Source organism: Vibrio neptunius, assembly GCA_019339365.1.
GTDB classification, from domain to species: domain Bacteria; phylum Pseudomonadota; class Gammaproteobacteria; order Enterobacterales; family Vibrionaceae; genus Vibrio; species Vibrio neptunius.
In genome coordinates this window covers 2,494,901-2,521,164 of the sequence record CP079859.1, presented here as the reverse complement: position 1 = coordinate 2,521,164, position 26,264 = coordinate 2,494,901, and the positions used below count along the sequence as shown (strand labels likewise).

At 45.3% G+C, this 26,264-nt stretch carries 20 protein-coding genes and 7 pseudogenes; 20 read left to right on the top strand and 7 right to left on the bottom strand.

The features are described 5' to 3' along the window. Window positions 1-84 precede the first annotated feature (84 nt). The 9 genes and pseudogenes from KW548_12000 to KW548_11960 all read left to right on the top strand — a co-directional run bounded on the left by KW548_12000 (window position 85) and on the right by KW548_11960 (window position 7,987). On the top strand, window positions 85-396 hold the full coding sequence (locus KW548_12000; GenBank protein ID QXX05876.1) for a hypothetical protein: 312 nt from the start codon (window positions 85-87) through the stop codon (window positions 394-396). Between the two features lie 67 nt (window positions 397-463). Continuing rightward, window positions 464-715, top strand: a complete 252-nt coding sequence (locus tag KW548_11995; GenBank protein ID QXX05875.1) for a TIGR03643 family protein — start codon at window positions 464-466, stop codon at window positions 713-715. Between the two features lie 634 nt (window positions 716-1,349). Next, entirely contained in the window at window positions 1,350-2,582 is a 1,233-nt protein-coding gene (locus KW548_11990; protein QXX05874.1) for a hypothetical protein, read from the top strand. Window positions 2,583-2,616: 34 nt separating this feature from the next. Next, on the top strand, window positions 2,617-2,757 hold the full coding sequence (locus KW548_11985) for a hypothetical protein (GenBank protein QXX05873.1): 141 nt from the start codon (window positions 2,617-2,619) through the stop codon (window positions 2,755-2,757). A 40-nt stretch (window positions 2,758-2,797) separates the two neighbouring features. Further along, window positions 2,798-3,502 carry a winged helix-turn-helix domain-containing protein gene (locus KW548_11980; protein ID QXX05872.1) on the top strand — a complete coding sequence of 235 codons (705 nt, stop codon included), beginning with the start codon at window positions 2,798-2,800 and terminating at the stop codon, window positions 3,500-3,502. Between the two features lie 10 nt (window positions 3,503-3,512). Beyond that, window positions 3,513-5,131 (top strand): annotated as a pseudogene (locus tag KW548_11975) (two-component sensor histidine kinase). Window positions 5,132-5,316: 185 nt separating this feature from the next. Beyond that, a pseudogene (locus tag KW548_11970) lies at window positions 5,317-6,309 on the top strand (hypothetical protein). A gap of 443 nt (window positions 6,310-6,752) precedes the next feature. After that, a complete protein-coding gene (locus tag KW548_11965) occupies window positions 6,753-7,049 on the top strand; it encodes an antibiotic biosynthesis monooxygenase (protein ID QXX05871.1) in 297 nt (98 codons plus the stop codon). A gap of 263 nt (window positions 7,050-7,312) precedes the next feature. Continuing rightward, entirely contained in the window at window positions 7,313-7,987 is a 675-nt protein-coding gene (locus KW548_11960) for a hypothetical protein (protein QXX08059.1), read from the top strand. Window positions 7,988-8,337: 350 nt separating this feature from the next. On the opposite strand, the pseudogene KW548_11955 reads toward KW548_11960, so the two are convergent. The 3 genes and pseudogenes from KW548_11955 to KW548_11945 all read right to left on the bottom strand — a co-directional run bounded on the left by KW548_11955 (window position 8,338) and on the right by KW548_11945 (window position 10,438). Next, window positions 8,338-9,056, bottom strand: a pseudogene (locus KW548_11955) (SIMPL domain-containing protein). 147 nt (window positions 9,057-9,203) lie between these two features. Next, window positions 9,204-9,893: a winged helix-turn-helix domain-containing protein gene (locus tag KW548_11950; protein QXX05870.1), complete on the bottom strand. Its 690-nt coding sequence runs from the start codon at window positions 9,891-9,893 to the stop codon at window positions 9,204-9,206. Between the two features lie 218 nt (window positions 9,894-10,111). Further along, window positions 10,112-10,438 carry a hypothetical protein gene (locus KW548_11945; GenBank protein ID QXX05869.1) on the bottom strand — a complete coding sequence of 109 codons (327 nt, stop codon included), beginning with the start codon at window positions 10,436-10,438 and terminating at the stop codon, window positions 10,112-10,114. Between the two features lie 122 nt (window positions 10,439-10,560). On the opposite strand from KW548_11945, the gene KW548_11940 reads away from it, so the two are divergent. The 3 genes from KW548_11940 (at window position 10,561) to KW548_11930 (ending at window position 12,428) form a co-directional block, all read left to right on the top strand. Next, complete coding sequence (locus KW548_11940; protein QXX05868.1) at window positions 10,561-10,947, top strand: DNA/RNA non-specific endonuclease; 387 nt, start codon at window positions 10,561-10,563, stop codon at window positions 10,945-10,947. Between the two features lie 112 nt (window positions 10,948-11,059). Continuing rightward, entirely contained in the window at window positions 11,060-11,800 is a 741-nt protein-coding gene (locus tag KW548_11935; GenBank protein ID QXX05867.1) for a hypothetical protein, read from the top strand. 10 nt (window positions 11,801-11,810) lie between these two features. Then, on the top strand, window positions 11,811-12,428 hold the full coding sequence (locus KW548_11930) for a LysE family translocator (protein ID QXX05866.1): 618 nt from the start codon (window positions 11,811-11,813) through the stop codon (window positions 12,426-12,428). A 359-nt stretch (window positions 12,429-12,787) separates the two neighbouring features. Here KW548_11930 and KW548_11925 read toward each other — a convergent pair whose 3' ends face one another. Further along, on the bottom strand, window positions 12,788-17,869 hold the full coding sequence (locus KW548_11925; protein QXX05865.1) for an Ig-like domain-containing protein: 5,082 nt from the start codon (window positions 17,867-17,869) through the stop codon (window positions 12,788-12,790). A gap of 787 nt (window positions 17,870-18,656) precedes the next feature. On the opposite strand from KW548_11925, the gene KW548_11920 reads away from it, so the two are divergent. Beyond that, window positions 18,657-19,133, top strand: coding sequence for a hypothetical protein (locus KW548_11920; protein ID QXX05864.1), 477 nt, complete (start codon window positions 18,657-18,659; stop codon window positions 19,131-19,133). A 72-nt stretch (window positions 19,134-19,205) separates the two neighbouring features. On the opposite strand, the pseudogene KW548_11915 reads toward KW548_11920, so the two are convergent. Next, window positions 19,206-19,421 (bottom strand): annotated as a pseudogene (locus KW548_11915) (phage integrase N-terminal SAM-like domain-containing protein). A 338-nt stretch (window positions 19,422-19,759) separates the two neighbouring features. On the opposite strand from KW548_11915, the gene KW548_11910 reads away from it, so the two are divergent. The 3 genes from KW548_11910 (at window position 19,760) to KW548_11900 (ending at window position 20,950) form a co-directional block, all read left to right on the top strand. Further along, window positions 19,760-20,230 carry a GNAT family N-acetyltransferase gene (locus KW548_11910; protein ID QXX05863.1) on the top strand — a complete coding sequence of 157 codons (471 nt, stop codon included), beginning with the start codon at window positions 19,760-19,762 and terminating at the stop codon, window positions 20,228-20,230. Window positions 20,231-20,363: 133 nt separating this feature from the next. Then, the gene (locus KW548_11905) at window positions 20,364-20,843 is read left to right on the top strand and encodes a hypothetical protein (protein ID QXX05862.1); all 480 of its coding nucleotides are present in this window, start codon (window positions 20,364-20,366) and stop codon (window positions 20,841-20,843) included. Between the two features lie 14 nt (window positions 20,844-20,857). Next, complete coding sequence (locus tag KW548_11900) at window positions 20,858-20,950, top strand: DUF3265 domain-containing protein (GenBank protein ID QXX05861.1); 93 nt, start codon at window positions 20,858-20,860, stop codon at window positions 20,948-20,950. Window positions 20,951-21,125: 175 nt separating this feature from the next. Here the strand turns inward: KW548_11900 and KW548_11895 are convergent. Continuing rightward, window positions 21,126-22,654 (bottom strand): annotated as a pseudogene (locus KW548_11895) (transposase). 145 nt (window positions 22,655-22,799) lie between these two features. Between KW548_11895 and KW548_11890 the strand changes: the two are divergent. Next, window positions 22,800-23,697: pseudogene (locus KW548_11890) on the top strand (hypothetical protein). A gap of 28 nt (window positions 23,698-23,725) precedes the next feature. On the opposite strand, the pseudogene KW548_11885 reads toward KW548_11890, so the two are convergent. Continuing rightward, window positions 23,726-24,683 (bottom strand): annotated as a pseudogene (locus KW548_11885) (IS110 family transposase). 210 nt (window positions 24,684-24,893) lie between these two features. Here KW548_11885 and KW548_11880 point away from each other — a divergent pair. The 3 genes from KW548_11880 to KW548_11870 all read left to right on the top strand — a co-directional run bounded on the left by KW548_11880 (window position 24,894) and on the right by KW548_11870 (window position 26,118). Next, a complete protein-coding gene (locus KW548_11880) occupies window positions 24,894-25,037 on the top strand; it encodes a DUF3265 domain-containing protein (GenBank protein ID QXX08058.1) in 144 nt (47 codons plus the stop codon). Window positions 25,038-25,360: 323 nt separating this feature from the next. Continuing rightward, window positions 25,361-25,492 carry a DUF3265 domain-containing protein gene (locus tag KW548_11875; GenBank protein QXX05860.1) on the top strand — a complete coding sequence of 44 codons (132 nt, stop codon included), beginning with the start codon at window positions 25,361-25,363 and terminating at the stop codon, window positions 25,490-25,492. Between the two features lie 29 nt (window positions 25,493-25,521). Continuing rightward, window positions 25,522-26,118, top strand: a complete 597-nt coding sequence (locus KW548_11870) for a hypothetical protein (GenBank protein QXX05859.1) — start codon at window positions 25,522-25,524, stop codon at window positions 26,116-26,118. The last annotated feature ends 146 nt before the right edge of the window (window positions 26,119-26,264 follow it).

The window sequence follows — 26,264 nt, the reverse complement described above, 5'->3', positions numbered from 1 at the left end:
ACATGGCAGAGTGTGATGAGCGGCAGCCCTTACGCCATATTGGCAAATAGTCCACTCCTTAGTTAGACGTTAAAGGTGTATAGAATGAGATTCCAGTTTGCTATCGTTTTAGCGGCAGTGTGTGCAATGACGGTACCTGCAGCCGCCAACGACATCGATTTTTCTCAATTTAAAGGTAAGGCTTACGAGGTGGTGAAACATGATTTGTTGGCCGAAGGGTGGGAGCTTATCCCTCTTCAAGAAGGTGAGACTTCATTTAGCAAGCAATACCCCGAGGTGACATGTGGTTCGGGCTCAATGGCTATTTGTTCTGTTGGCTTTCGCCACAAACCGCATTCCGTGGCTTTTATCGTTATAGAATCTAATGATCAACTGATCATTGCTGAGGAATACTGAGTTTGCATTTGAACCAAGGCTCAATTTTGGTCGTAGAAATGTCGTTTTCACAAACAGGGGATGGGAAATGCAACTGACCTCAGAAATAGAGTCGAGAATAATAGAAATGGCATGGGAAGACCGTACGCCATTTGAGGCCATCGAATCTCAATATGGTTTGAATGAATCCAGCGTTATTCAGTTTATGCGCAGACGGCTCAAACCGAGTAGCTTTAAATTGTGGCGTGAACGTGTGTCAGGTCGTAAGACAAAACACAACAAGTTACGTAGCCCAGACGTGACTCGAGGTTACTGCCCAACTCAGTACAAGCCGCGTTAGCGGCCCGCAGCCAAGAAGCCGCTAAAAAGTACAGCTGACTATTGAACTTTGGTTGCCTTGCTTACTCAACACCGCATTGACATAAAAAGACGTCCGAGGACGTCTTTTTAGTATCTAGCCGCATCCACATTATCGTTTGAACAGCATCAAGGCAAGATTTCTATTGTTTATTAATATCTGCTTTTAATTCAATATATTAAAATTATTCTCAGGGTGAATTTGACTAATTGATGGGTAATTTATTTGATAGCTTTTAATAATGTATTGATTTAATTTAAAGGTGTATTTTTTATTAAATTAAATGCATAAAAAACTGTGGTTTAAATTAATTGTAGAGCTACGGCGTAGTTTCTAAATAAATCACTTCTCTTCGGTCGCTATGAATTTGTCTTTACTGCCGCAACCTTTGGTCAAGCAAAAGCAAAGGTCAGTGAGGCCGGCGAAAGCGGATCTTTATTTCACTATTAACATTATACTTATCTAGTTTCATATGGAGTGAAAATTTAAATAGAGTGCCTTTACGAATAGAGATTCGCCACCAATACTTATCGATAAAAATAATTTTAAAGCTACGATGGGTTTGTGACTCCTCAAACCTTTGGGATGCATTTTGTGTGAATATAGAGAGGTCAAAGTGGACAATAATTTAGCAACTGCAATTCGAAATTACCGTAATGGCTTACAAACTTTGCCCGTTGTTACCAATATGAACACTGGATTCAAAGGTTACAATTTTCTAAATCGTACTCATGGCGTTAACGTAGCTAAGCTGGATAACTGGATTAAAGAACTGGTCTCCAGAGGCGGAGTTTTGGCTGATAGACCTCTTGCTACCTATACTCTGCCCGGTGCGCATGATGCCATGACTTTCGCCTATCGCGGCAGTTTCTTTACCCGTAATATCGCCACTTTCGTGCGTGGCGGCACCGTTACCCAAACCCTGAACTTAGCGAGTCAGTTTAAAGCTGGAATTCGCTACTTCGACATCCGCGTCAAAGAGAAGAAAGGCAAGATTTATGGTTTTCATGGCGGTGTCACCTTCGACAAGGTGGATGCGAGACAAGAAATACGCCGGCTATTTATCTTAGCGGCATGCAAAAAAGAACCCATCGTCGTAAAGTTTGTATACAAAGGTAATGCGTTCCCGATTGTCAAACGGATCGCCAACGATTTTGGTCCGCAACTTATGCCTACGTCTGACTACTGGCACAAAAGTGTCGGCGAGTGTATCCGCAAAGGAAAAGTGATCTGTCTATTTCATAAAGCCAAAGATAAGCACCGTTTAAAATGGGGTAACTCAGTCGATACTTTTGGTGACTATAATCAACATAAATCAGGTGGAACCTCTAACCAGCACAATTTGAAGCGTCACGAAAAATACCTAGATAAGCTGATGAACACCAGTTTTAGTCTTGATGAAGAAAAGCTGAAAGTCATGTCGCTTAATATTCCATGTGTGCAGACTGGGGGTAAAAACCTAGCGAGGAATTCCCCCGGCTTGTTACTGGAAGGTTTAGTTGTCGTGGCCACAGGCAGTATTATCCGGCCGGGAACTCTAATACACCATATCAGCAATAAGTTAGGTGTGCCCCAGAAAAATCGTTGGTTAGGCTTTTACAAGAGCGTCAAAGACACGGAAAAACACGCTGGTGTTAAAGCAATAAATAAGGCTTTTGTCGGCAAGCTCAATGCGCTGGTTGACTCTTGGTACTACTCGATCTACCAAACCGGACATGGTGTGAGACGAGCGGTGCCGACGGCAGATACGATCACACAGAAAGCGTCGGGTGCTGTCAGCATGGATTACGTAGGGGAAAAAGGGCAACTCATTTTGGAGCTCATCGAAGTCAATAATCGAGATTTTTAAGCAGATTACCTTACTCTTCAATCAAGACTGCATAATGACATTTAGTGTCAAGGCGGTTAAAAACAACGCTCAACATGCCTATGTTGAGCGTTTTTTATCGATTCGTCCTAACTATGGGGCGGGTCACAAGTTTGCGGATTGGTCACAAATGGTCACACTGATTAGCATGTTATAAATGTATAGTTTGCACTAAAAGCATTCACTGGAAGGTGGCTATGACGGTGCAATCGGCCCATCGAGTCCTGCTCGTTGAAGACGACGTAGAGCTCGCTGAATTGATCAGAGATTTTTTGCAGAACTACGAGTTTTCCGTAACCATAGTGACCGATGGCTTGGAAGCTGTCGACCGCATTCTTACGGATTCCCCTGATTTGGTAGTACTGGACATCATGCTACCGGGACAAAGCGGCATGGAAGTATGTCGTGCTGTCCGGCCGCATTTCGAGGGCATGATTTTAATGCAAACGGCGTTAGACGATGACTTGGACCAAGTCATGGGCTTAGAATTGGGCGCCGATGACTATATTGTTAAACAGGTGAAGCCGCGGTTGCTCCTGTCTCGCATACGGGCTTTACTCCGTCGTCATGCTCGAAGTTTGGGTGGAGAGAAAACGAATGAACTCAGGCTGGGAGACTTGGTGATCAATCTGCAACATCGCAGTGTTGTCCTCAGCCAACAAGCGCTGAAGCTAACGACCTCGGAATTTGAGTTGCTGCTGTTGCTCGCTCAGCATGTGGGGCAAGTGGTATCGCGAGATGACATTGCTCAGCGTATCCGTGGCTTTGAGTACGATGGGCTGGATCGTTCGATTGACCGGCGTATCTCTCGCTTGCGCAGAACACTCAATGATGACCCCCATGATCCGGCACTGATCAAGACGGTGCGTGGCGTGGGATACCAACTGTGTGTTGCCAGCTAAGGAGCCCAACATGATCCGCGCATTTTCTGTGCTCTGGCTGGCGGTTTTTGTCCCTATTATCCTGCTTCTTATCCCTACACAGTGGAGCCCCATTCAACGTCTCAACGAAAGCTTTTCTGAAGAGTTCTATCAGCAAATCTATGCGAACAATGTCTCGACAATGACACAAACACTGCTGACTTATCCGCAAACACAATGGCCGTCTGTGGTAAAGCGATACGCACAGCACTTTGCTTATCCGCTCAAGTTACAGCCCCTAGTGCAATATCAAGACAATGAGGTTAAGTATCCAAGCCTAGTCGAAGGCCGGATCACCTTTCTCTATGGTGATCCAATGGCGCTGTTGCAGCGAGTAGGAGACAGTGATCAACTGATCTATTTCGCCCTCAATGAATCGACGCAGCAGGCGGCGCTGAATCAGGCCAAAGGTACCTTGTACCTGATGGCAGAATCTCTGCGCGCGCAGCCATCCTCGCAATGGGAGGAACATTTGGCTGTGCAAACCGCTTCCATTCCGTTTGTGGTGAGCTTGATCAGAGACGAGCAATTACTGCCTCAGGCGCAGGAGGCGATTGCCCTTGCTCCGGGTGAGGCAGTGAGTTATCTCAACCAAGAGGGGCTGGTCGAACTGCTCGCGCCTGTGGCACCGGAGGTGTGGTTGCAAGTGGCAGATCATTTGTCGCAGACCACGCAAGTCAAACTCACCAGCGCCATTGGTGGGTTGTTCTTTCTGTCTGTTTCACTGGCCTTGGTGATCTGGGTGTACCCGTTGTGGCGTGACCTTAAACGCTTAGTGGTTACCGCCAATGCCTTCGGCCACGGGCAGCTCTCCCAACGGGCGAAAGCGAGTCGATTGTCTGTGGTATCCCAATTGAGCGTTTCTTTTAATACCATGGCCGATAATATTGAAACCCTGATCGCAGGTCAGAGAGAATTGACCAATGCGATTGCTCACGATTTGCGCACCCCTCTCTACCGTCTGCGTTTTGCACTAGAAATGCTTGAGGATGATACGCTTGCTGTCGCGCAAAAGGCTAAATACCAACGTTCAGTGCAAAACAGCATTGAGGATTTGGATCACTTGATCAACCAAAATCTGCTCTTGGCGCGCTACAGTCGCATGACGGATTGGCGCCAGTTTTCGCACGCTCGTCTGGTTCCTGCATTGCAGCAAGAAGTGGAAGAATATCGCTTGGTGCACCCGCATTTAACGGTCGAGTGGGTGCCCCCCACGCCTTAGAACAACATTCGCTGTTTATTGATCACACGGGGCTGATGCGAGCGGTAAAAAATGTGCTCTCCAATGCTGGGCGATATGCCCGTACGACAGTACGCTTGACCTTTGAACAACACGAGAGCGACTACGTGATTGGGGTGGAAGATGATGGGGTTGGCGTCTCACACAATGATGCCGAGCGATTGTTTGAGCCCTTTGTTCAACTCGATAACCAAACGCGCGCGAGCGGCAAAGGCCACGGTCTGGGGCTGGCCATTGTCAAGCAAATCATGTTGTGGCATGAGGGCAGTGTTCAGGTGACCACCTCTTCACTTGGTGGGGCGAAGTTTGAGTTACGCTGGCCCTGCCAAGCGTCACGCCCTAGTGAGGACGAAGGGTTTGTGACCAAATAGGACACAATTGGTCCATAAAACGCCAACGATTTATTTACTTTGTGAATGTAATTTTGAGACACCGTTTATTCAGTGACTCAAAAGGACCTCACATGGAACTCAAACTCTCGACGCGAATCAGCCTTGTCCCTCGCTTATTCTTGGCCTCACCAAAGCGCGCGCTGCTGGCTACCATTTGGCGGTTATTGTCTACGCTGGTGCTGGCATTATTGGTTGGCTGTGGCGGCGATGCCAGTGATGGCGAAAAGTACGCCAAACCGACAGTGAATGCAGGTAGCGATCAAGCACATACCCTGCCGATCGACAACCTGACTTTAAGCGGTTCCGCTAAGACTTATCCTGCTTATCTTTACTCGATCAAAGACACGCGTTGGCGTCAGGTATCGGGGCCTCAGCAATTGGCCTTGTTGAATGAAGACGAGCTAACAGCGACCGCACTCAACCCAACTGCAGCGGGCACCTATGAGTTTGAACTTTATGCCAAAGACAGTCTCGGTCGAACTAACACCGACCTTGTTACGATTGTTTTGCATGAGGCTGTCGCTCAAAGTAAGGCTGCGAGCACACGAGGTTATGCCGATGACTTTGACGTTATGTGGGCATCCGTGACCGATCACTATGCTCAGTACGAGGCAATCCAAGACCAATGGCAACAACTCTATCAGCCGTATTTGCTCAGAGCCAGTACCATTGAGTCACAGGCACAATGGGACCAGCTATTGATGGATCTTAGAGCACAGGTACAAGGTGATCAGACAATCTTACCGAATACGGATCAGGGGGCATGGGTAGAGAGTCACAGCGCCAATGGTATCGTGACGTTACGTATCCTAGGGATACCCAGTGGGCAACCACACCAACTTGAACAAGCCATCCTCAATGAACTTCACTTATACTCTAACGCTCAAGAGTGGGTGCTGACGGGGCTGACAGCGTATGCCACTGACTTGCAGACTTGGTTGACCCTTTTTAAGCTTTTTGCCTATCAAGACACATCGGTATGTTTGTGGCGTCGCTCGGCAGAACCTGAATGTTATACGCTCCCTGCCAACGCGCTGCTAGCAGGCAAGCCTGTCCGGACTGATAACCAAGAGCGCTCGATGTTAACGCAGTTTTTAGCCGCACAAGAGGCAGGGGCACCGTCCGTGTTGCTTTACCCAGACTGGGCACTAGGACAGGGTAGTGGAAGGCTAGAGACAACACTTTGGGGTGTCATGTCACCGTATGTTGACTCGGTTGTCGCATTCTAAGCCATGGTTATCGCGTAGCCGCGACCTGGTTTGCGCCAAGCGGGAACCATTCTGGCTGTCAGTGTGGCTTTTTCAGTATTGCGATTCCCACCGATTGTTTATCGATCTCTGTTATTTTGAGAACGAAAAATGTCCCTGAATTTGAGGGCATTTGGTAGTATTGTCAGAGGCTTAGGTCAGGGTGGATCGAAAAACTCGTACTCTTAACCCGATGATGGGTTGAGAGGACGAATGCCGTTAAGACCACCCACACGGTAAGGCGTGCCGTTGCTCGCCACCATCAAGGCCAACGTCTGTTGCTGATAGGGCAAGGTGGCAGCCTCCGCCGCATTGAGACAGGGTTCAATAAACAAAGATAAGGAGAGTTTAGGGTGTTTCGAGTGATTTACGAATGGCGTGTCGTCGCTGAGAAGATGACCGAGTTTCAGCTTGCTTGGCAAGCAGTGACGGACACTATACATGAAACGGTGCCGGGCGCACTTGGCAGTGCCTTATACCGCTCGACACAAACGCCAGACAAGGTTCTCACTATCGCTAAATGGCATACTCGTCAAGACTGGGAAGCCTTTTGGGGACAAAGCGACCCTGAGTCCATGCGCCCTATGCGCCAGTTGGGTGAACGGGTCGGTGTCGAGACGTTTGACGAAGTGGAAGATCGCACACGATGAGAGCACAACAAATCAGCCTCTCTCCCTTGGGTGATTGGCACTGGATAAGATGGGTTGTCTTGGCAATTGGTCTGCTCAGCTCGGCACTGAGCGCAGCGTGCGAGATCGGCGAGATCCGCGCGATACGTAATAGCGCACTGGCCGCTTATCAGGCCAATGAAGTCAGCGATGCAGCCCACCAACTCAGTACCTTTTATGAACAGAAATGCGACTTCTACGCCATGGCGCAAAAGTCGGACGCCGTCCTCAATGAAGGGCTCTGGTTGATCAGCGATTTGATGCTTTATTACCGTAAAACCAACCAGCTTTTAGCCTGTTTGTCGTTGGACGATGAGGTGTATCATTCTTGGATGGTGAGTGATCGTTCACGTTATTCATCCAGGGCAGAAAGCGCGCTGCAAACCAATGTGAACCAATGTAGCCAAACATTAGATACTCAGTTTGTGTCTCCTGAACCCTGTCCGATCGCGGGCTACGAGAGTCTGTCTGCGATACCAGCCTCTTGGCGCGACAACAACCCGTTGTTTCATGAAGTCGCGTGTATCGGGTTGAAGGATAATGAACCTAACCTTATCGGAGGACAACGTGATGGCCCCCAGCTACGCAGTGAGGGAATGCAGTCCTATTTGCAATTGCCGGTGTTGTACGTAAAAAATGTCGTACCTGCCGAGGGAATACCAGAGGAGAATGAACAGTGGGTCAATCAATACGCTCTTGACGTTTTGTACTTCTCTTCGGCGGATGAGTCACTCATTGGTGGTGAGCAATGCTACGCGCTTGAATTCAAACTAGGGCAAGAAGCCGGAAGCTTATTATTGGAAGGTGGATCGCACTATTGCTCGGGTGGGACTGCCACTTTCATCCACCGGATGATAGCCACTATTGATTATCCTTTTCGGGTCAGAATGCTTCAACAGCGAATGCATGCGGTCAAGTAAACACAGAATGACCACTCGTGGACCATGACGGCTGAGGCCAGCGGCGGGCGCAACATAGGTTTCAGCACATCTACTGTTAAAAGTGATAGTTATTGTTGTTACTTTTATGCGCCTGATCCCATATAAAATTAAAGAAACTGTCTAGACTGTTACCGTCTTTTTAACGGTAACGGGATGAGAGTATGACAGTCGCCACGAGAGCTGCCAAGCGGGTTGAATGGATTGCCCAATGTTTGCCCTTGGTCTGGTTTGTGCTGCTGGTTGTCGCGCAGCATTCATGAGCGTTTTGTGCACCGCGAATATAACGAAAGCCAGCGTATAAGCGCTGGCTTTGTGGTATCAGTGACTGATCAATCCGACAGATAGTATTGCACGGTTGACACGACACGTACTTTTTGATGTAGGGTGTATTACTGTCACGATCGTAAATTGAAAATTGCCCTTGTGTGGCACGCTTTATTTTCCCCAGCGAACTGTCCGAATCTTTGGCAAACTTCTCGGCCACCTCACGCGCGTTTTTGGTTGCCTCTTCAATCATGTCAGGCTTAATGTCATTTAACTGAGTAAAACTGTAATCGACACGGTTGGTGTAGGGATCTTGATTGAGCAACACACCTTGCTTGCCTAATTCGCCGATTTCGTTGATGGCCGTCCGCACCATTTCAATATTCTGGCTGTATACGGTGAGGGTTCTGGTCGCTAAGTAACGGTATTCAATGTTCGGCTCTCCGCCGTATTGCTGGGCTTTACGGTCAGTGACTGCAGGGGATGACAGCGAGACACTCGATGAATCCACTCCCTTGCTACTCAGAAATTGCTGAACAAGGGCCGTCTGTTTGTCAATGTCGCGAAACAGGGCGACCATATCATTACCTGCAACGGTGAACTGAATCGGCCAAATCACAGTGTCAGCAGGGTATTCACGTTCTGATAGGCCCTTAACGGTAACAACGCGTTCATAGGCTTTGTACTGGATAGCGGTTTGCTGGATAAAGAACCCTAATACGCCCAAACCGATAATAAGGCACAGGCCTAACCACATTGCTGACTTAGTGGACATTCGCTCCATCTCTCCTCCTTTTAGTGTCGATAGCCATCGATGGAATCACTATCATAACGAAGGCATGTCAATAGTGTGGCATAGAAAGGTTAAGATTTGCCGTGATTCTCGACATAGCGACTTGCGATCAATAAAGCGAAAGAAACAAAACGTGATTCAGTCTCTACTCGTCTTGTCCGTGCCCAGTTGATAGGTCTTGGCGAAAGCCGTTAAGCCCTGTGGCGAAAACGTTATCGCTCGCGAGTCTAAATCACGCTTAGCCCACTGGCGTTTGAGGAGGTCGTCCAGTATCCATTGACCTAAACTGCCCGCAAGGTGACTACGCCGTTCACTCCAATCTAGGCAGGCTTTACACAGAGGGCGCCGGCCAGTGGTCAGGGCTTCAACATCCGCCCCTAAACGCTCGAACTGGCGACGACCCTTGTCGGTTAGGTGGGCGTGATGACTTGTGTCAACCAGCCATTGGTTCTCGACCATGGCATCGAACAGGCGTACGCCAAGTTCGCCAGCCAAGTGATCGTAACACACGCGTGAACGCCTGAGGCGTGGATCGGTTGTTCCCCTCAGGCGAGGGATTGCAGCGGTGACGGTAAGCAACTGCTCTAACAACTCGGCAACTTGGGCGTCTTTCAACTGAAAATACTTATGCCTACCTTGCTTGCGCACGACGAGCAGTTCACCTGACACCAGCTTGTTCAAATGGCTACTGGCCGTTTGGGCTGTGATGTCTGCTTCTAGTGCCAACTCCGTGGCTGTTAACGCTTGGCCTCCCATCAGCGCAGTTAGCATCCTAGCGCGCGCTTGATCGCCGATGAGGCTAGCCAAAATGGCAATATTCGGTTCCATGGTTTCCTTGGTTCTATAGCTGACGCAGGGGTTTCTTATTTAGCAATGGGGGTTACTGTTTCTGAAGTCTCGGAGGTTTACACCTAACACATATCTGCTTTCAGCCCGTTTTAAGGCTACCACACTCTATTGGCTGCGATAGCAGCCAATGCTTTTCAAACAACAAAATTATCTATTTCGGCGTGCTATTTCGGTAATGCTCGGTGATATCGGTATGACTACTTGATTTTGTTTGACAGTGCCTTAAGGCCGAGGGCAGTCGCCTTTGTAATACTGGTTTCTTTATACAGGTAGTCATTGGTTCCAGAGTCTGTGACTTCAATAACCAAGTCTGACGTTGTTTGACGCAACGTCAGTGCGTTAGTATCAAAACCTTGTGGCTTTATCGCAATTTTATTATCACCTCGATAATTCCAGTTGAACGTATGGCCTGATTTTGATTCTAGGGTAAGTTCTCTGCAAAGCAGCTTGGCTAAATCTTCGAATTCCATCATTGAGCTCGGTTGTTTAATGATTGAATAGATAGGATAATCAACAAATTGCATTTAGCAATCCATTTAAGCGGATTCGCAACGCTTGTCACTTTCGGTATGTACCCGCTTCAGTGTTTACAGCACAATTGCGATTGTGGCTGCCCACGACCTAATTAAAACCTAACGGAGAAGATATGAAAAAGCTCATCGCAGTGGTTTTCAGTTTTTTATTGATTGCTGTGGTAAATGCAGAACCCACTCCTGATTTCTCAAAGGTAGACACACGAGAAAAAGCATTGAAACTCGTACAGCAAGGTGAACTCTTTGAAGTGCTGCTCTTACCGACTGAATTAGGTGGCAAAAATGAACCTAGGAATATCGTGTTCGTCCCTGAAGATATTTCGGCGGCACACGAACAAAATACACAGAATGTACTTAGTTTAATCAAGGATAAGCTGATTAATCGCTTAGAGGTCCAACCCGTTTACAAAGAAAATAGCTTTGTGCCTTCGCAAGTTAAAATGATTGGCAGGCACTCTGTTGAAAAGCGCAGGTTTATTACGGTACTTAATATTTGGTAGTAATGGCAAAGTCGGCAATGGCGCATCGCCATCCAGATGACTGGTTACATTTGGTGGTCTTGATTATTTTAGTTCGCCAGTGAGTTGTCTTTGAGATGACCTCGATGAAAACATGATTAAACTCAGTGAGCATATAGGATTGGACAAAAAACCAATAAATTTGGACAACAACGACCAACGTGGTTGGAAAGCGCTGATAGCACGAATAAAACCCAAGACATTGTTAGGCGGGCTGGTTTTTATTTGGACGATGCTGTCTTTGATTGGGTTTGTTGTTCTTATGTGGCCAGACAATTGGTATAAGTTTGATTGGCCAGAGCAGATAGTGGATATCAACTGGATGCTGTATATATCATCTGGCGTAGTCTGCTTTGCGTGGCTAGTTAGAAAACAGTGCTCTTCAGATGAGAAATTATCCTGCAAAGATATGTGCTACTCATTTTTGGGTTTTTTAATGATACACGGCTTCCTTTTTGCCGGCGTGCTAACCCTTTTTGTGCAAGTGGTGCACACTTACAATAGTAAGGAAGCGGCATTGCATTTAGCAGTAAAAGGGAAAACAAGTCGATTTATAACAGGAGCAAAACCGGCGTGCAAAGGTGGCTTATATTTAGAAAGGTTTGAGCGTATTTGCTACGGAGACAAAGAGATTTGGGCCGCCGCTGAAAAAGGGATGAGCGTGATAGTGATAGGCAAGTTTTCAAATGTAGGTATGGATATCGATGACATGTACCTAGTGACTAACAAAAACTATCGACCTCGGGGTACCGTCATATTGAACCCGAGTGAACATACTCGAGTTATGATATATGAGGCGCTACCTAAACAAGACGCTTTCACTCCGGATAAATAAGGAGAGTAGTATGGAACTTGAAGTTTGGCTTACTTACGTGGCAACCGTTTTGGTGTTAATGAGTACACCGGGCCCAAGCCAGTTACTTATGTTGTCGAATAGTATTGGCAATGGATTTCGGCGGTCGGTCTATACGGCGGTCGGAGATCTAACAGCTAATCTAATTCAGATGCTCGTTGCAGCATTAGGTTTAGCTACCGTTATCGCGAGTTCTGAGCATTTTTTCAGTATAGTGAAGTGGGCTGGTGTCACGTATTTGTTATATTTAGGCATCAAGCTCATTTTCTTTAACTCAGGCAACTCAGTCGACCAACGAGTAAAACAACACTCTAAATCCTCGTTATACTGGCAAGGTTTTATAACATCAGCAGCCAACCCAAAAGCAGTGATCTTCTTTGCCGCTCTGTTTCCTCAATTCATCAGTCAAGACTCGAGTCTGTTGATGCAATTTGTCATATTAAGTTCGACTTATCTGATAATCGATGGCATGTTCTTATGTTGTTACGGCAAATTTGCCGAGTCGATAGCATGTCGACTAAGTGACAACATGAAGCAGCAGTTAGACCGAATGTCGGGTATGTTTTTAGTTGTGGCCGCTATACTTTTAGGTAATAAAGATCTGGAATAGCTGTAAATTTGGCTTTCAGCAAGTATTTGATTAAAAATCAATAATTGACGAATTTATCGCAAGCAGGCTCTGTTTCACTGTGGTTTTTAGGTTGTAAACCCACCACTTACTTAGCAAGGAAGAGAATAAAAACTGTTTTGTATACAGTCAATAACCATCATAAAACTTTCAAGGTGCTAAAGCTAATATTGCATAACAAAAAGAAAGTGAACTCATTGAGGTTAGGAAATTGATAGCACTCGTAAGAAAAGACGCCCGAGGACGTCTTTTTTCGTCTCTAACCATATTAACAGTAAAGTAACTAGCAATAGACAACCTTTTGCATTAGTAATTGCGCTCAACCTTTAATACATCGAAAACTATGGATTAGAAAGACAGGCGGCGAAGAGCATGTCTGATGGGTTACGGGCTACCCATGAATGCCCAGGTCGAGCTGGTATGTACTTATACGCATAATACGATGATGGGCCCTGTTTACTTGAGGTCCAGTAATAGAGGGTATTATTCCACCCTTTAACGTGATTATTTTTTTTGTATATATCTTTGATTTCACTAACTGTCGGTAATCTCCAGTTAGTGCGCCCCGCAAGATTAAATTCGCTGTATTTATTGCATAGTGCTACCGCCTTAGTGTGGTTGAATTTGTAATAGTCTCCCATACGAATAAAACGATGCACACCACTTGTATAACCACTTCCACCGATGCCTAGGCTGTCTAAGTAAGCGACAGATGGGGAGTTGGTAAACAAATTATTGTTGCCGACATTCAAGGTGTAAATACACTTACCATCTGGACTACGATTACTAGTGCTAGTGCATACGTTAACCTTAGTTATTTGTCCAAAAGTTTTGTATCTAGCCGTAATGCTGCTCGTCCCTGAATTGAGCCCTGTGACGAAGCCTCCGGCAGTTAATGAAATGGTATTCCCTTGTGATGCCGACCAACTGACGGAATTAGTTACATCGATCAAGGTGCCGTCACTGTATGTGGCAGTGGCTCTCATCTGCTGAGTACCATTGGGCATCAACCCGACAGCGGGCGGGTTTACAGTTAACTTTGTCATCACCGCGTTAGTGACTTTCACTGAGGCTACGTTGCTCGCAAAGCCGTCTTTTACGGCGGTCACTGTGGTGGTACCTATGCCCACTCCGGTGGCTTTCCCACTAGAGTCTACGTTTACGACTCTGGTATTGACTGGCACCCAATTGACAGAGCGACTGATGTTGGAGGTAGTGTTATCACTGTAGGTGGCGGTGGCCGTCAATGCTCGATTTTGCCCTTTGGCGAGTGATATCTTGGTCGGTGTCACACTAATACTGGTGAGCACTGCGTCACTGACCTTAACGTCTACTGTGAGGCTGGTAACGCCATCTTTTATCGCGGTGAGGGTGGTCATTCCAACCTTGGCTCCCGACAACACTCCGCTCGCGGTTACGTTGGCGATATTAGAATCGACCGGGGCCCAAGTGACGGAGTCACTCACATCTGACAAGGTGGCATCACTGTAGATAGCGGTGGCGGTCAAGGTTTTGTTTTGTCCTTTGGCGATATTGACCAGTGATGGGGTCACGTTAATCGCGGTGATCACTGCGTTGGTCACTTCGACATCGACCGTGTTACTGGTGACCCCGTCTTTAAATACGGTAAGGGTAGTTGTGCCCGGAGTGCTACCAGACAATACTCCGCTAGCGTTGACCGTCGCGGTCTTGGCATCGACAGGCACCCAAGTGACAGAATCGCTGATATCCGATGAGGTGCTATCGCTGTAGGTGGCGATGGCCCTCAATGTTTGTCTTTGTCCTTTGGCAATATTAACAACAGAGGGCATCACGCTGATCTCTGTGATGACAGCATCGGTGACGTCAATATCAATGGTATTGCTGGTGACGCTATCTTTTACAGCGATGAGGGTGGTGGTACCGACATTACTGCCAGACAAAACCCCGTTTGAAGTAACCAAGGCAGTATTGGTATCGATAGGCTTCCAAGTGACTGAATCACTGATATTGGCAGAGGTGTTATCACTGTAGATGGCGGTGGCGGTTAAGGTTTGTGTTCGTCCTTTTGCGAGAGTGATTATGGGTGGGGTGACGCTAATGCTGGTGATAACGGCGTCGCTGATCACTGCGCCCACCTCGTTGCTGGTAACGCCATCTTTTATCGCGGTGAGGGTGGTCATTCCAACCTTGGCTCCCGACAACACTCCGCTCGCGGTTACGTTAGCGATACTGGAATCGACCGGGGCCCAAGTGACCGAATCGCTGATGTTTGAAGAGGTGGTATCACTGTAGATAGCGGTGGCGGTCAAGGTTTTGTTTTGTCCTTTGGCGATATTGACCAGTGATGGGGTCACGTTAATCGCGGTGATCACTGCGTTGGTCACTTCGACATCGACAGTGTTACTGGTGACCCCGTCTTTAAATACGGTAAGGGTAGTTGTGCCCGGAGTGCTACCAGACAATACTCCGCTAGCGTTGACCGTCGCGGTCTTGGCATCGACAGGCACCCAAGTGACAGAATCGCTGATATCCGATGAGGTGCTATCGCTGTAGGTGGCGATGGCCCTCAATGTTTGTCTTTGCCCTTTGGCAATATTAACGACAGAGGGCATCACGCTGATCTCTGTGATGACAGCATCGGTGACGTCAATATCAATGGTATTGCTGGTGACGCTATCTTTTACAGCGATGAGGGTGGTGGTACCGACATTACTGCCAGACAAAACCCCGTTTGAACTCACCAAAGCAGTATTGGTATCGTTAGGCTTCCAAGTGACTGAATCACTGATATTGGCAGAGGTGTTATCACTGTAGATGGCGGTGGCGGTTAAGGTTTGGGTTTGTCCTTTTGCGAGAGTGATTGTGGGTGGGGTGACGCTAATGCTGGTGATAACGGCGTCGCTGACCACTGCGCCCACCTCGTTGCTGGTTATGCCATCTTTTTTTGCTGTAAGGTTAGTCATGCCGGCCTTGACACCTGATAATAATCCGCTTGCAGTGACGTTGGCGATATTAGAATCGACCGGGGCCCAAGTGACCGAATCGCTGATGTTTGAAGAGGTGGTATCACTGTAGATAGCGGTGGCGGTCAAGGTTTTGTTTTGTCCTTTGGCGATATTGACCAGTGATGGGGTCACGTTAATCGCGGTGATCACTGCTTCGGTCACCTCTACGTCGACCGTGTTACTGGTGACCCCATCTTTAAATACGGTAAGGGTAGTTGTGCCCGGAGTGCTACCAGACAATACTCCGCTAGCGTTGACCGTCGCGGTCTTGGCATCGACAGGCACCCAAGTGACAGAATCGCTGATATCCGATGAGGTGCTATCGCTGTAGGTGGCGATGGCCCTCAATGTTTGTCTTTGCCCTTTGGCAATATTAACGACAGAGGGCATCACGCTGATCTCTGTGATGACAGCATCGGTGACGTCAATATCAATGGTATTGCTGGTGACGCTATCTTTTACAGCGATGAGGGTGGTGGTACCGACATTACTGCCAGACAAAACCCCGTTTGAACTCACCAAAGCAGTATTGGTATCGTTAGGCTTCCAAGTGACTGAATCACTGATATTGGCAGAGGTGTTATCACTGTAGATGGCGGTGGCGGTTAAGGTTTGGGTTTGTCCTTTTGCGAGAGTGATTGTGGGTGGGGTGACGCTAATGCTGGTGATAACGGCGTCGCTGATCACTGCGCCCACCTCGTTGCTGGTGATGCCATCTTTTTTTGCTGTAAGGTTAGTCATGCCGGCCTTGACACCTGATAATAATCCGCTTGCAGTGACGTTAGCGATACTGGAATCAACAGGGGCCCAAGTGACCGAATCGCTGATGTTTGAAGAGGTGTTATCACTGTAGATAGCGGTGGCGGTCAAGGTTTTGTTTTGTCCTTTGGCGATATTGACCAGTGATGGGGTCACGTTAATCGCGGTGATCACTGCGTTGGTCACTTCGACATCGACCGTGTTACTGGTGACCCCATCTTTAAATACGGTAAGGGTAGTTGTGCCCGGAGTGCTACCAGACAATACTCCGCTAGCGTTGACCGTCGCGGTCTTGGCATCGACAGGCACCCAAGTGACAGAATCGCTGATATCCGATGAGGTGCTATCGCTGTAGGTGGCGATGGCCCTCAATGTTTGTCTTTGCCCTTTGGCAATATTAACGACAGAGGGCATCACGCTGATCTCTGTGATGACAGCATCGGTGACGTCAATATCAATGGTATTGCTGGTGACGCTATCTTTTACAGCGACGAGGGTGGTGGTACCGACATTACTGCCAGACAAAACCCCGTTTGAACTCACCAAAGCAGTATTGGTATCGTTAGGCTTCCAAGTGACTGAATCACTGATATTGGCAGAGGTGTTATCACTGTAGATGGCGGTGGCGGTTAAGGTTTGGGTTTGTCCTTTTGCGAGAGTGATTGTGGGTGGGGTGACGCTAATGCTGGTGATAACGGCGTCGCTGATCACTGCTCCCACCTCGTTGCTGGTGATGCCATCTTTTTTTGCTGTAAGGTTAGTCATGCCGGCCTTGACACCTGATAATAATCCGCTTGCAGTGACGTTAGCGATACTGGAATCAACAGGGGCCCAAGTGACCGAATCGCTGATGTTTGAAGAGGTGTTATCACTGTAGATAGCGGTGGCGGTCAAGGTTTTGTTTTGTCCTTTGGCGATATTGACCAGTGATGGAGTCACGTTAATCGCGGTGATCACTGCGTTGGTCACCTCTACGTCGACCGTATTACTGGTGACCCCGTCTTTAAATGCGGTGAGGGCAGTAGAACCGATACCATCACCTTTGACTAAGCTGTAATCGTTCAGCGATGTAATTGTCGCTATGGACGTATCGTCCGATGTCCAAGTGACAGAGTCGCTGACGTTCATCGAAAGACCGTTGCTGTATATCGCGGTGGCGGTTACCTGCTGGACATGACCTTTGGCAACTTTCATCACTGAAGGTGTAATGACAATATCTGTGATGGCGGCATCGGCAACAGCCACTTCCACTGAGTTACTGGTTAGGTTACCTTTGGTGAAAGAAACAGTCACAACGCCTGCGTCTTTGCTCTGCAAAACTCCGGATTGAATGAACTCACCCACCTCTGTGTCACTGGATTGCCAATCATCAATAGTTAATTCCTTGGTCAACACTTGAGATTGACCATTCGAGTATTCAGCCACCGCGAGAAAAGATTGCTTGTGGCCCATAATAAGGGTTAGTTCGCTCGTTCCCTTGGTTTTGACCGGAAAGGGGGTAAGAGTCAGTCGCTCTAACTCTAACTCGGCAGTAACCTCATCTTGTTGTTGGTTTGGTTTTGAAGAGGGTGTCGAGTCGCTGCCTCCTCCTGAACCATCACAACCAGAGGTGAATTGCGCCATTAAGGCTAACGCCATGAGGAGCAACAAACCCTTAAAGTTAAATTGCTTGTCCATTTGTTTCAGTTCTCCCAAGTTTGTTGTTTAAGTTCTATTGATTGAAAATTAACCGCCGGGAGGTTTTGAGTAATTAATGGGTAATTAATGGATGAATTTTGATAAATCTCTTGTATTCAACTTTGTGCGTATTAAGGGGTGTGTGGTTCTGACTGACACCATGGGGAAGGTTGAAATTTTATGAACTTGGCTCGATGCATTGCGCTGAACGTCATTGTTTAGCCTTGATTGATCACAACTATTCGCTGGCTATTTTCATCTCCTATTTCTGTTCATTGAAACAGCTTATTGGGGTTAGACTCGGTTTGAGCATGAAAAGTGGCTTGTTTTCCGACAGTTTAGTCTCGTTTAGCAGAGAGAAGATTTTATAAGTTATTGTTAGCCATAGGATTAGCGCTATTCTTGCTAAGATAACGCGCATGGTTAAAAAGTGATAACACGCACGCTCGTTTTTACACAATGACAGAATGTATAGTTTGATACATTTACTTTAATTTTTAGTGGTTTACTATAGGCTGATGGTAAATTAGGCATAGAGAAAAACGAGACTGCCTGTTATTAGGAATGTTAGCCGCTACAACACACAGGAGACATCAGAGTGATACCTTTACCATCTAATTACGATGATTTTGACCCCCATTTTTCCTCAGGTTGGGATAAGGTTTCCTATCCGGTGGAGACGACTCCATGAGTATATTTAGACTTTGCCATTGAAGACTTCGAGTCCTCGAGTGAAGAAAAGCAAAGTCGAACCTTAGTAAACGCACTATCCAATGCGAAACGCGCGTTGCATTTACAAGTTGAAACCATTGCTAAGTCATTAGGTTTTGTTCAACAGAAGCGTGGCTTTCCTAATTTTCACGCTTATTTAGGGTTTTGTGAAAAGTGTGGAGTTGTTACTCCGAGGATCCTTAAAAAATTAAATACTGTTCGCAATGCTGTTGAACATGAGTATTACATTCCTACGGAATCTGAAACTGAAGACTTCATTGATGTAGTTGAGTTGTTTTTAGCCGCAACCGATAAATTTATCTACCAGTTTCCAGTGGATCTTGAATGGCTACCTGGAAAGGTAGATGAGTCGATTAAGTTTGATATTCGCTACGTAAAACTTAAGCCTAACTCCGGAACTTTAACGTTGATTTCGTATGAGAAAGGAAAAGACGAAAGCTTGGAGCTAGATCCTTCGATGGACGAGTATTTTGTTTGGCTAAAGGTGCTTTGTGATGGCGTTCATAAGGGTAGCTTTAACCATCGCAGCTAACAAGATAATTGGGTCTTTTGGTGTGTGTCCTGAATTTATGGATTGTTAAGGTGTCTGTCCCAATTAGATTTTGAGCGCTACTTTTTGAGTGTTGATTGCTACGTACTGCTCGTTGGCAAGATAAGAAAGAAAACTCGTTACTTCATTTTCGCCCATATCTTTTGGATGTTTTAGTTTGTTGAAGCGAATAAAGTATTTGATCCAATATAAGTAAGCCTTTTCTGTTTTGAGACTGTATCCCCGCATTCGCATATGTCGTCGAATTTCTTCTAAAAATTTGCTTGCCATCTTTACGCTCCATAACTGTGTATTTACACAGTTTATTGGGTTTGAGTTCGGTTTGAGTATGAAAAATGGCTTGTTTTGTTGAGAGTTCAGTCTCGCTATTGTCAATAGAAGATTAAATAAGTTATTGTTAATCAAAGGATTGGCACTCACCCTTCCTGGTATAACGCGCATTGTTAAAAAATGATAACGCGCAGTCTCGTTTTTATGTGATGGTAGGGTGTGCAATATGACGTATATTCGATAGTTTTTAATGAGTTATGGTAAGTTGATAAAAAGTCAGGTAGAGACAAAAACGAGACTGCCTGTTATTAAGAATGTTAGCTGCTTGGAGAAGATTTATGGTTCGTGTAGCCCAAATCAAAGATTTAGATGTGTTGGTTAGCCTTTTCATTGCTGAGAACGAGCACAACTCAGACTTAGCCCCAGATGTTGTTCGCAAAACTGAAGATGTACTAAATGAGACTGAGCTTCAAGACATTCTATCTGATGAAAATCAGTTGCTTATTGTTAGCGAGCACGATGGAAAGGTAGTCGGAGCTTTATTGGGGAATCTCACTGACGTTAAAGAGCGTCGTTGGACGCAATCACGAACGTATGGATATATTGAAGAGTTAATCGTTTCTAGCGAAGCTCGAAAGTTGGGTATAGCTACAGGGCTAGTTTCTTACTTTTCTAAGTGGGCTAGTGCTCTTGGCGCTAGTTCAGTTGACCTGCATGTTTGGTCAAATAACACAGGAGCTATCGGTTTTTATACTAGCGCCGGATTCGAATCAAAACAGAACCTGCTCTCCAAAAAGCTACGCAGCTAACAAAGCGTTTAAGACGGATTCCCAACGCTTGGCATTTTCGGTTTGCTTTGAATTTAGTGTTTACAGCACAATGGTTTAGGTAGGGTGGTAGCGTTGCTCACCACTTAACGCGGCGTTATGTACTTGAGGGGATATGAAAGTTTCTGAACTACAGGAAGTATTTCTGACTGAGCTGTGTTCTCTTCTTCCTGAGTGGAAGTATGTTAAATCACAGCGCACTTTTAAGTTAAAGTCTGGTAATTGCAATTGGTATTTGCATATCAGTTGTATTAATCATGTGTCAGATTTTGATGTAACAGCTGATGTTGCAGTTGAATTTTTGGATAAAAGGAAGAAGTTGATAATTGGTGGGGCTGAGCTTGGAAACATAGAGGGTGTTGGTCAACGACGCTTTCCTGTGGCTTCGTATGACGATGCTGTAGGTTCTGCACGTAGATTGAAGCTCTACTTCGAAGCCGTCGGTCTTCCTTTCCTTAATTTATATAGTGATCCAAAAATAGTTCTATTGTCACTTAAAAAAGGCGGTAAAGAGGCTATGTTAATCAGTCCTTTGCTAACTTTACACGAACAGCAAATTGAAATATTAAGCCAATACATTGAAGCGCGTACATAACAAGCAATTCAAGAGTGATTCGCAACGCGTGCCAGTTTTACTATGCGTTGCGTTTAGTGTTTAAGGCGGTATGCGGCAGCTTCGGTATTGCGTTGCTCACACCTTAACAGGGCGTTGAGGCTGTAGAATTTCTTGGTTTTTCTCCAATTTCACCTGATTTTTCGACAACTTTCCCTGTCTAAATTGGCTTAAATACTGAGCCGTGATATTGGTGCTTACGGTGATAATTTAAGGTATAGGCGTCGTTGCTGGTTCTGGCAGGTTTTAGAGGGGTTTCCCCCTCTAATGAATGTAATTTCTCAGCTTTTCTATGTTGTGAAGCAAGCTAAACATCGCCCATTGTGCGTTGACTTTCTCTTTACCTCTCAGAGTGAATCGATTCATCTGTTTATTAACGGTGATATTGCCGAAAACGGGTTCAACACACCCAAGGCGCTTACTGTATTGCCGCCTTCCTTCTGGGCTATCAATTTTGCTTTTCATCGCTTGCATATGGTCAAAGTCTTTGGTGTTTTTGTAGATAAAGAAGACTTGTCGGCCTTGCTGTTTACCGGGAGGCTTCCTCATACACTGAGATTGGTGAATGCACTGTCGACAGTCGTTGAGGTAGCCACAAAACTGAGCGCCTCGCTCTCCACGTATTACGGCAATTTTGCTGCTAAGGCGCATCATCTTCCCAGCGGGACATCGGCAAGTCATCGCATCTTGGTCAAACTCGAACATGGCAATGGGATAACAGGTTTTGCCTGTTTTGGACCGCTTCTTACGTTTCTTTGCTTGCTCGGTTTGGTAGGTTTCACTGCTTTGAAAGAGTGGATTGCGGCTGCGAAATGCCGTGTCAGCGATGTAACAATCGTACGGAGTGCCCGCCAAGAACTTGAGATTGGCTTTGCTATGAAAGCCACTGTCAGCCGTGAACTTGATCGTGTGCTCGGCAGAATTCGGCAGTTTGTCCATCTGTTCGTTTAAAGCGAGTACCGCAGGTTTGAGCGTTTGCTGCTCACCGACACTGCCCCATACTTGGCTGTACAAAATAATTTGGTGTTTGTCATCAGTGATAGCAATGCCGTTATAGCCTTGAATCGTGCCCTTCGAGGTAGTCATTTTTGCACTATCGTTGTCAGTTATGTTGCTTTTTATGGGCTTGTTATTAGAGCCTAACTTGTCGTAAGTACTTGCGAGAAATGTACCTATTTTATTGGCGCTGTTATCGAGCTTTTGTTTTTGTCTTAAGTCTTGTGCGAGCACCTCGTTAGGTAGGGCGTCTTGATTTTGATGGCGTTCGATAATGCGGCGACTCGCACGCTCTAGTTTCTCTTTTTGCGTTGGAGTTCCTCGTGTGTGCCACTCCATTCTTTACTGGCATTGGAGGATATTTTACATCCATCAATGGCAAACATGTTACGCCCGATAAGACCTTGTTCATCACATATCATCAAGACTTGAGTAAAGAGTGGTTCAATGGTGTCTTTCATTTTAGCGATGAAGGCAGCGATGGTGGTGAAGTGTGGTCTGACATCGCCAGATAGACACATGAAAGTGACATTGTTGATACAAGCTTTTTCAATGCGTCGACTGGATAGCATGCCGAGAGAATAGGCATAAAAGATAACCTTGAGCATGATGGAAGGCGGATAGGCGGCCGCTCCGTTTTGGTCATTGCAATAGTGGACATCAAAAGGTGATAGGTCGAGGTGATTATCGACGATATGGGCTATCGCATACTCGATAGTGCCAGGGATGAGTTGCTCATCGATGATGACAGGGACAAACATGTTTTGGTTCGAGTAATCGGTTTTGAAGTTGGGCATAACCGTGTCTCATGACGAATAATTTAGATTAGATCATAAGGTGTTGATGCGTTCAAGTTCATATCATGATGAAATATAGGTAAGATCAGAATTAAGAACGAGTAAGGAAGAAATCCTACAGGCTCGTTAGTTTCATGGAGGACATATGAACAATTCGGAATTGTTAGAACAAGCTTTACATAGTGGGGCAATAATTCATCAACCTCATGCGTTGAAAGCATTTTTGTCTGCAAATTACCTTGCTGAACGTTTTGGTGAAAATAACAAACTTTTTTTCTCATACATCTATTTTGATGGGTAATGATTCAGTGTCGGTGCATCCAACATATGAGGAATCTGTTCAAGCACCTGCATTACAAGACTTTCGTATTCAAAGAATACTGAATAGTGGTATTTATCCTGTAGCTTATCAAGCTACTTTTCAGTGGCATCAAAACAAAGGTTTTGAGGAAATTTTTCGTCATTTTGCTACCAAAGCAGCATCTGCTAACGAATACCTATCCCATAATGTGACGATATTGCTTGCAATGAATAGTGTCTACAGACATTTGAGTGAACATCAGATTCCAGCCTTTCTCAATCGTTTTACAGAGTTCGTTACGTCTACGTTTTCAAATATAGATAAGGTTAAGTCGACCCCAGCGCCAGTAAAGACCAGTCTCTCAGATGTATTATCATCTTGTATTGAACAGTTTGGTTTCTTTGGACACAACTTGATCACTTTGGCTTGGCTATTGCGTTGTAAAGAGCAGTTATCAACACCACAGTATGAAGCGATGTTGTCAAACCTATATGTTCAGGCTAATAGCCCTTTGGAAGACCCTGAAGATGAAATCGACCAAGTCATGTGGGAGCAATGCAAGGCTGAATCGGGTAGAGAATCGTTTGAATCACGTATAAATAGCTTAATCTTTGATTACACGTCAAATTTGCATCAAATTACATTTGCTGATGCTCTGTGTTTGTTACAATCTGAGTTTCCGCAATATACAGCAGATTTAAATAAAATAGCCCAGTATCAATGTCTTGTGCTTGAAAAATGAAACTAACAAACGACTATTGCGTCAATAACTAATTTTTAGCTATGTTCCCATCCCACATGACGCCATCTCTTAGCATCGTATTTAAGATCACTACCATCTTGCGAACACATGCAATGATAGCGACCTTTTTGGGTTTTCCTGCTGCTACAAGTCTTGTGTAAGTGGCCTTGAATACGGGGGTTACATTGCATTGCTGACATCATAGCCATGTATAGAACTGTCCGAACTTGTGTACGTCCACCTTGGATTACTCGCTTGCCCTTGTAGCGCCCACTTTCTCTCGTTATTGGGGCAACGCCAATGAGAGAAGCGGCTTGTTTATTGGTGATGTAACCTAACTCAGGTACATTACTGATTATCGATGCTGCTGCGATGTTTCCGATGCCTGGAACGCTTTGTAGAATTGTATTTTTAGCCTGATATTCCGGACTATTTTCAATGAGTTTAACAAGCTTACTTTCAATCTTGGTAATTTGATTCTTCATAGCTGTAAGCATTGGTTTGATTGTTGAATGCAGATTTTTAGGCAGTACTTGTATACGGTTCTTTTCCATTGTCTGCATTGATAGTAACTGATTTCTTCGAATGACTAAGTCACTCATTAATCTTATGTTTTCTGCTTTTATGATAGTTAATTGAGGCTTAATGGCTTCACCATAGTGTGCAATGAGTTCAGCGTCTAAACGATCATTTTTAGCTCTTCGACCAATAGCACCAGCAAAGCGTTTAATGTGTACAGGGTTGGCACGCACAATAGGTAAATTGGCCTCGGCGCAAGCTAGCACAAATGGCATCTCTAAGCGGCCTGTAGCTTCAATTACGATGCGTTCAGGACTGTATTTATTTATGACTTTTAATGCTTCTTTGATCCCTTTGTCTGTGTTTTCTACTGAGAAAAATATGTCTAACGGTCTGATGTGGATATCTAATTGTGTTTTCCCTGTATCAACTCCGACGTTGATGCTTTGCTTCAATTTATTATTCATAATAAGCTAACTCTTGCTTGCGTAATGCGGGTTCGAGACCCAGTCGACTATTCGAGGTTTATGCTTGGAGTCCTATGTAGTGTTCATGTTTGTTATCGGTCTCTCAACAGAGGAGCCAGCGTTTAAACGAACTACTACATGGAAAGCTTTAGTTGCAGCTAAAGCCTGGGTCTCACATTACCCGAAACTTGTCGTTGAGATGGAGATATTATCCATACAAACGCTTCAAGACGGATTCGCAACGCGTGGCATTTTTACTATGCGTTGATTTTAGTGATTAAGGTGGTATGCGGAAACACCGTATTGCGTTGCTCACCACTTAAGCGGGCGTTATGTGCTTTGGGCAAAAAGTAGGTTATCTGGTATGAAGATAAAATATTCGTTTCTTGCAGTTCTGTTCTTAGTTGGTTGCTCTAGTGATCCAAATGTGAAATATGCAAAGTCTGTAGAAACAGGTGGACAACTTTGTTTCATCGAAAACAATAAGTTTCAAGTAGGTAATAAATGGGAAAATCCCTATAAAACAAATCACGTAAATATTGTTTCGTTACATCATCAATTAACGATTCACTGCAATAATGGTGAAAGATGGTCACAAGACCGAAACTCAACTATTCATCTAGAAGTTAACAAAACAAAATGGTTGCCCTGTTCCGAACATGTGAATTTCTGTAAAAGTGAACACAAATAGCACGCACATAACAAACTGCTTAAGAGGGATTCACAACGCGTGGCATTTGCACTATGCGTTGAATTTAGTGACTAAGGTGGTTTGCAGCAACATCGGTATTGCGTTGCTCACCACTTAAGCGGGCGTTAGCACTACAAGGAAAAATTCGTGGATTGGAAGTACATAAAATTCATATCAATGATTGTTGGTATAGTTCTAATAGCTACATTTGCCTTTATTCTAGGTATAAGCTTTGGAGTTAGCTACGATAAAGGCTCTCTAACTGAAATTGTTATACCTGCACTAAGTGCTCTGGGAGGTTGGGTTGCAGGGTTAGGTGCGCTTGGTGCGGTTTTCACTTCCCTTTGGCTTGCTGAGCAACAAAGAAAAAACAGTGGTGAGAATTTAAAGTGTGTATTTGACGTATTCGTAATCCAGGGGATGCCCGATGATGCTCTAGGTGTTGTTGTTACGAGCCATGGTAATAAACCAAGCAATATTAACTCGATTACAATACACTCTTCAGATTCAACTGTTGCAATGTCAATTCAGCAATTTGAGCCATCAAGTGCGGTTTTACCTACTTACTTACCATACGGGCAACAAGCATCATACCTTTTGTCCTCTGACTTTAAGCAACATATCAATGATTATGTTGATAAACATTGCTCAGGTTCTTATCGAAATCTATTATTGTCCGTCAACACAACTACTGACTCGTTTAAAGTTAAATTTGGTAAAAACGTTCTGGAGCACTTGAAGTAGTTTCTATAATGCTATCAAGTCCAAAAGCACAAACTAGTTACTTACGGTTTAAATTAATAATCAACAAAGGTTCAGGTTTGATAATGGGATCATTAGGTGGCAAATTTGTAGCTGACGGTCTCAAGCCCTAACAAGTTGCTTAACAG

Bases quoted from the DNA above. Each gene is read 5' to 3' on its own strand.
- KW548_11905 (QXX05862.1), top strand. From the start codon at position 20,364: ATGAAAGTTTCTGAACTACAGGAAGTATTTCTGACTGAGCTGTGTTCT.
- KW548_11940 (QXX05868.1), top strand. From the start codon at position 10,561: ATGAAAAAGCTCATCGCAGTGGTTTTCAGTTTTTTATTGATTGCTGTG.
- KW548_11945 (QXX05869.1), bottom strand. From the start codon at position 10,438: ATGCAATTTGTTGATTATCCTATCTATTCAATCATTAAACAACCGAGC.
- KW548_12000 (QXX05876.1), top strand. From the start codon at position 85: ATGAGATTCCAGTTTGCTATCGTTTTAGCGGCAGTGTGTGCAATGACG.
- KW548_11930 (QXX05866.1), top strand. From the start codon at position 11,811: ATGGAACTTGAAGTTTGGCTTACTTACGTGGCAACCGTTTTGGTGTTA.
- KW548_11995 (QXX05875.1), top strand. From the start codon at position 464: ATGCAACTGACCTCAGAAATAGAGTCGAGAATAATAGAAATGGCATGG.
- KW548_11935 (QXX05867.1), top strand. From the start codon at position 11,060: ATGATTAAACTCAGTGAGCATATAGGATTGGACAAAAAACCAATAAAT.
- KW548_11925 (QXX05865.1), bottom strand. From the start codon at position 17,869: ATGGACAAGCAATTTAACTTTAAGGGTTTGTTGCTCCTCATGGCGTTA.
- KW548_11950 (QXX05870.1), bottom strand. From the start codon at position 9,893: ATGGAACCGAATATTGCCATTTTGGCTAGCCTCATCGGCGATCAAGCG.
- KW548_11910 (QXX05863.1), top strand. From the start codon at position 19,760: ATGGTTCGTGTAGCCCAAATCAAAGATTTAGATGTGTTGGTTAGCCTT.
- KW548_11985 (QXX05873.1), top strand. From the start codon at position 2,617: ATGACATTTAGTGTCAAGGCGGTTAAAAACAACGCTCAACATGCCTAT.
- KW548_11980 (QXX05872.1), top strand. From the start codon at position 2,798: ATGACGGTGCAATCGGCCCATCGAGTCCTGCTCGTTGAAGACGACGTA.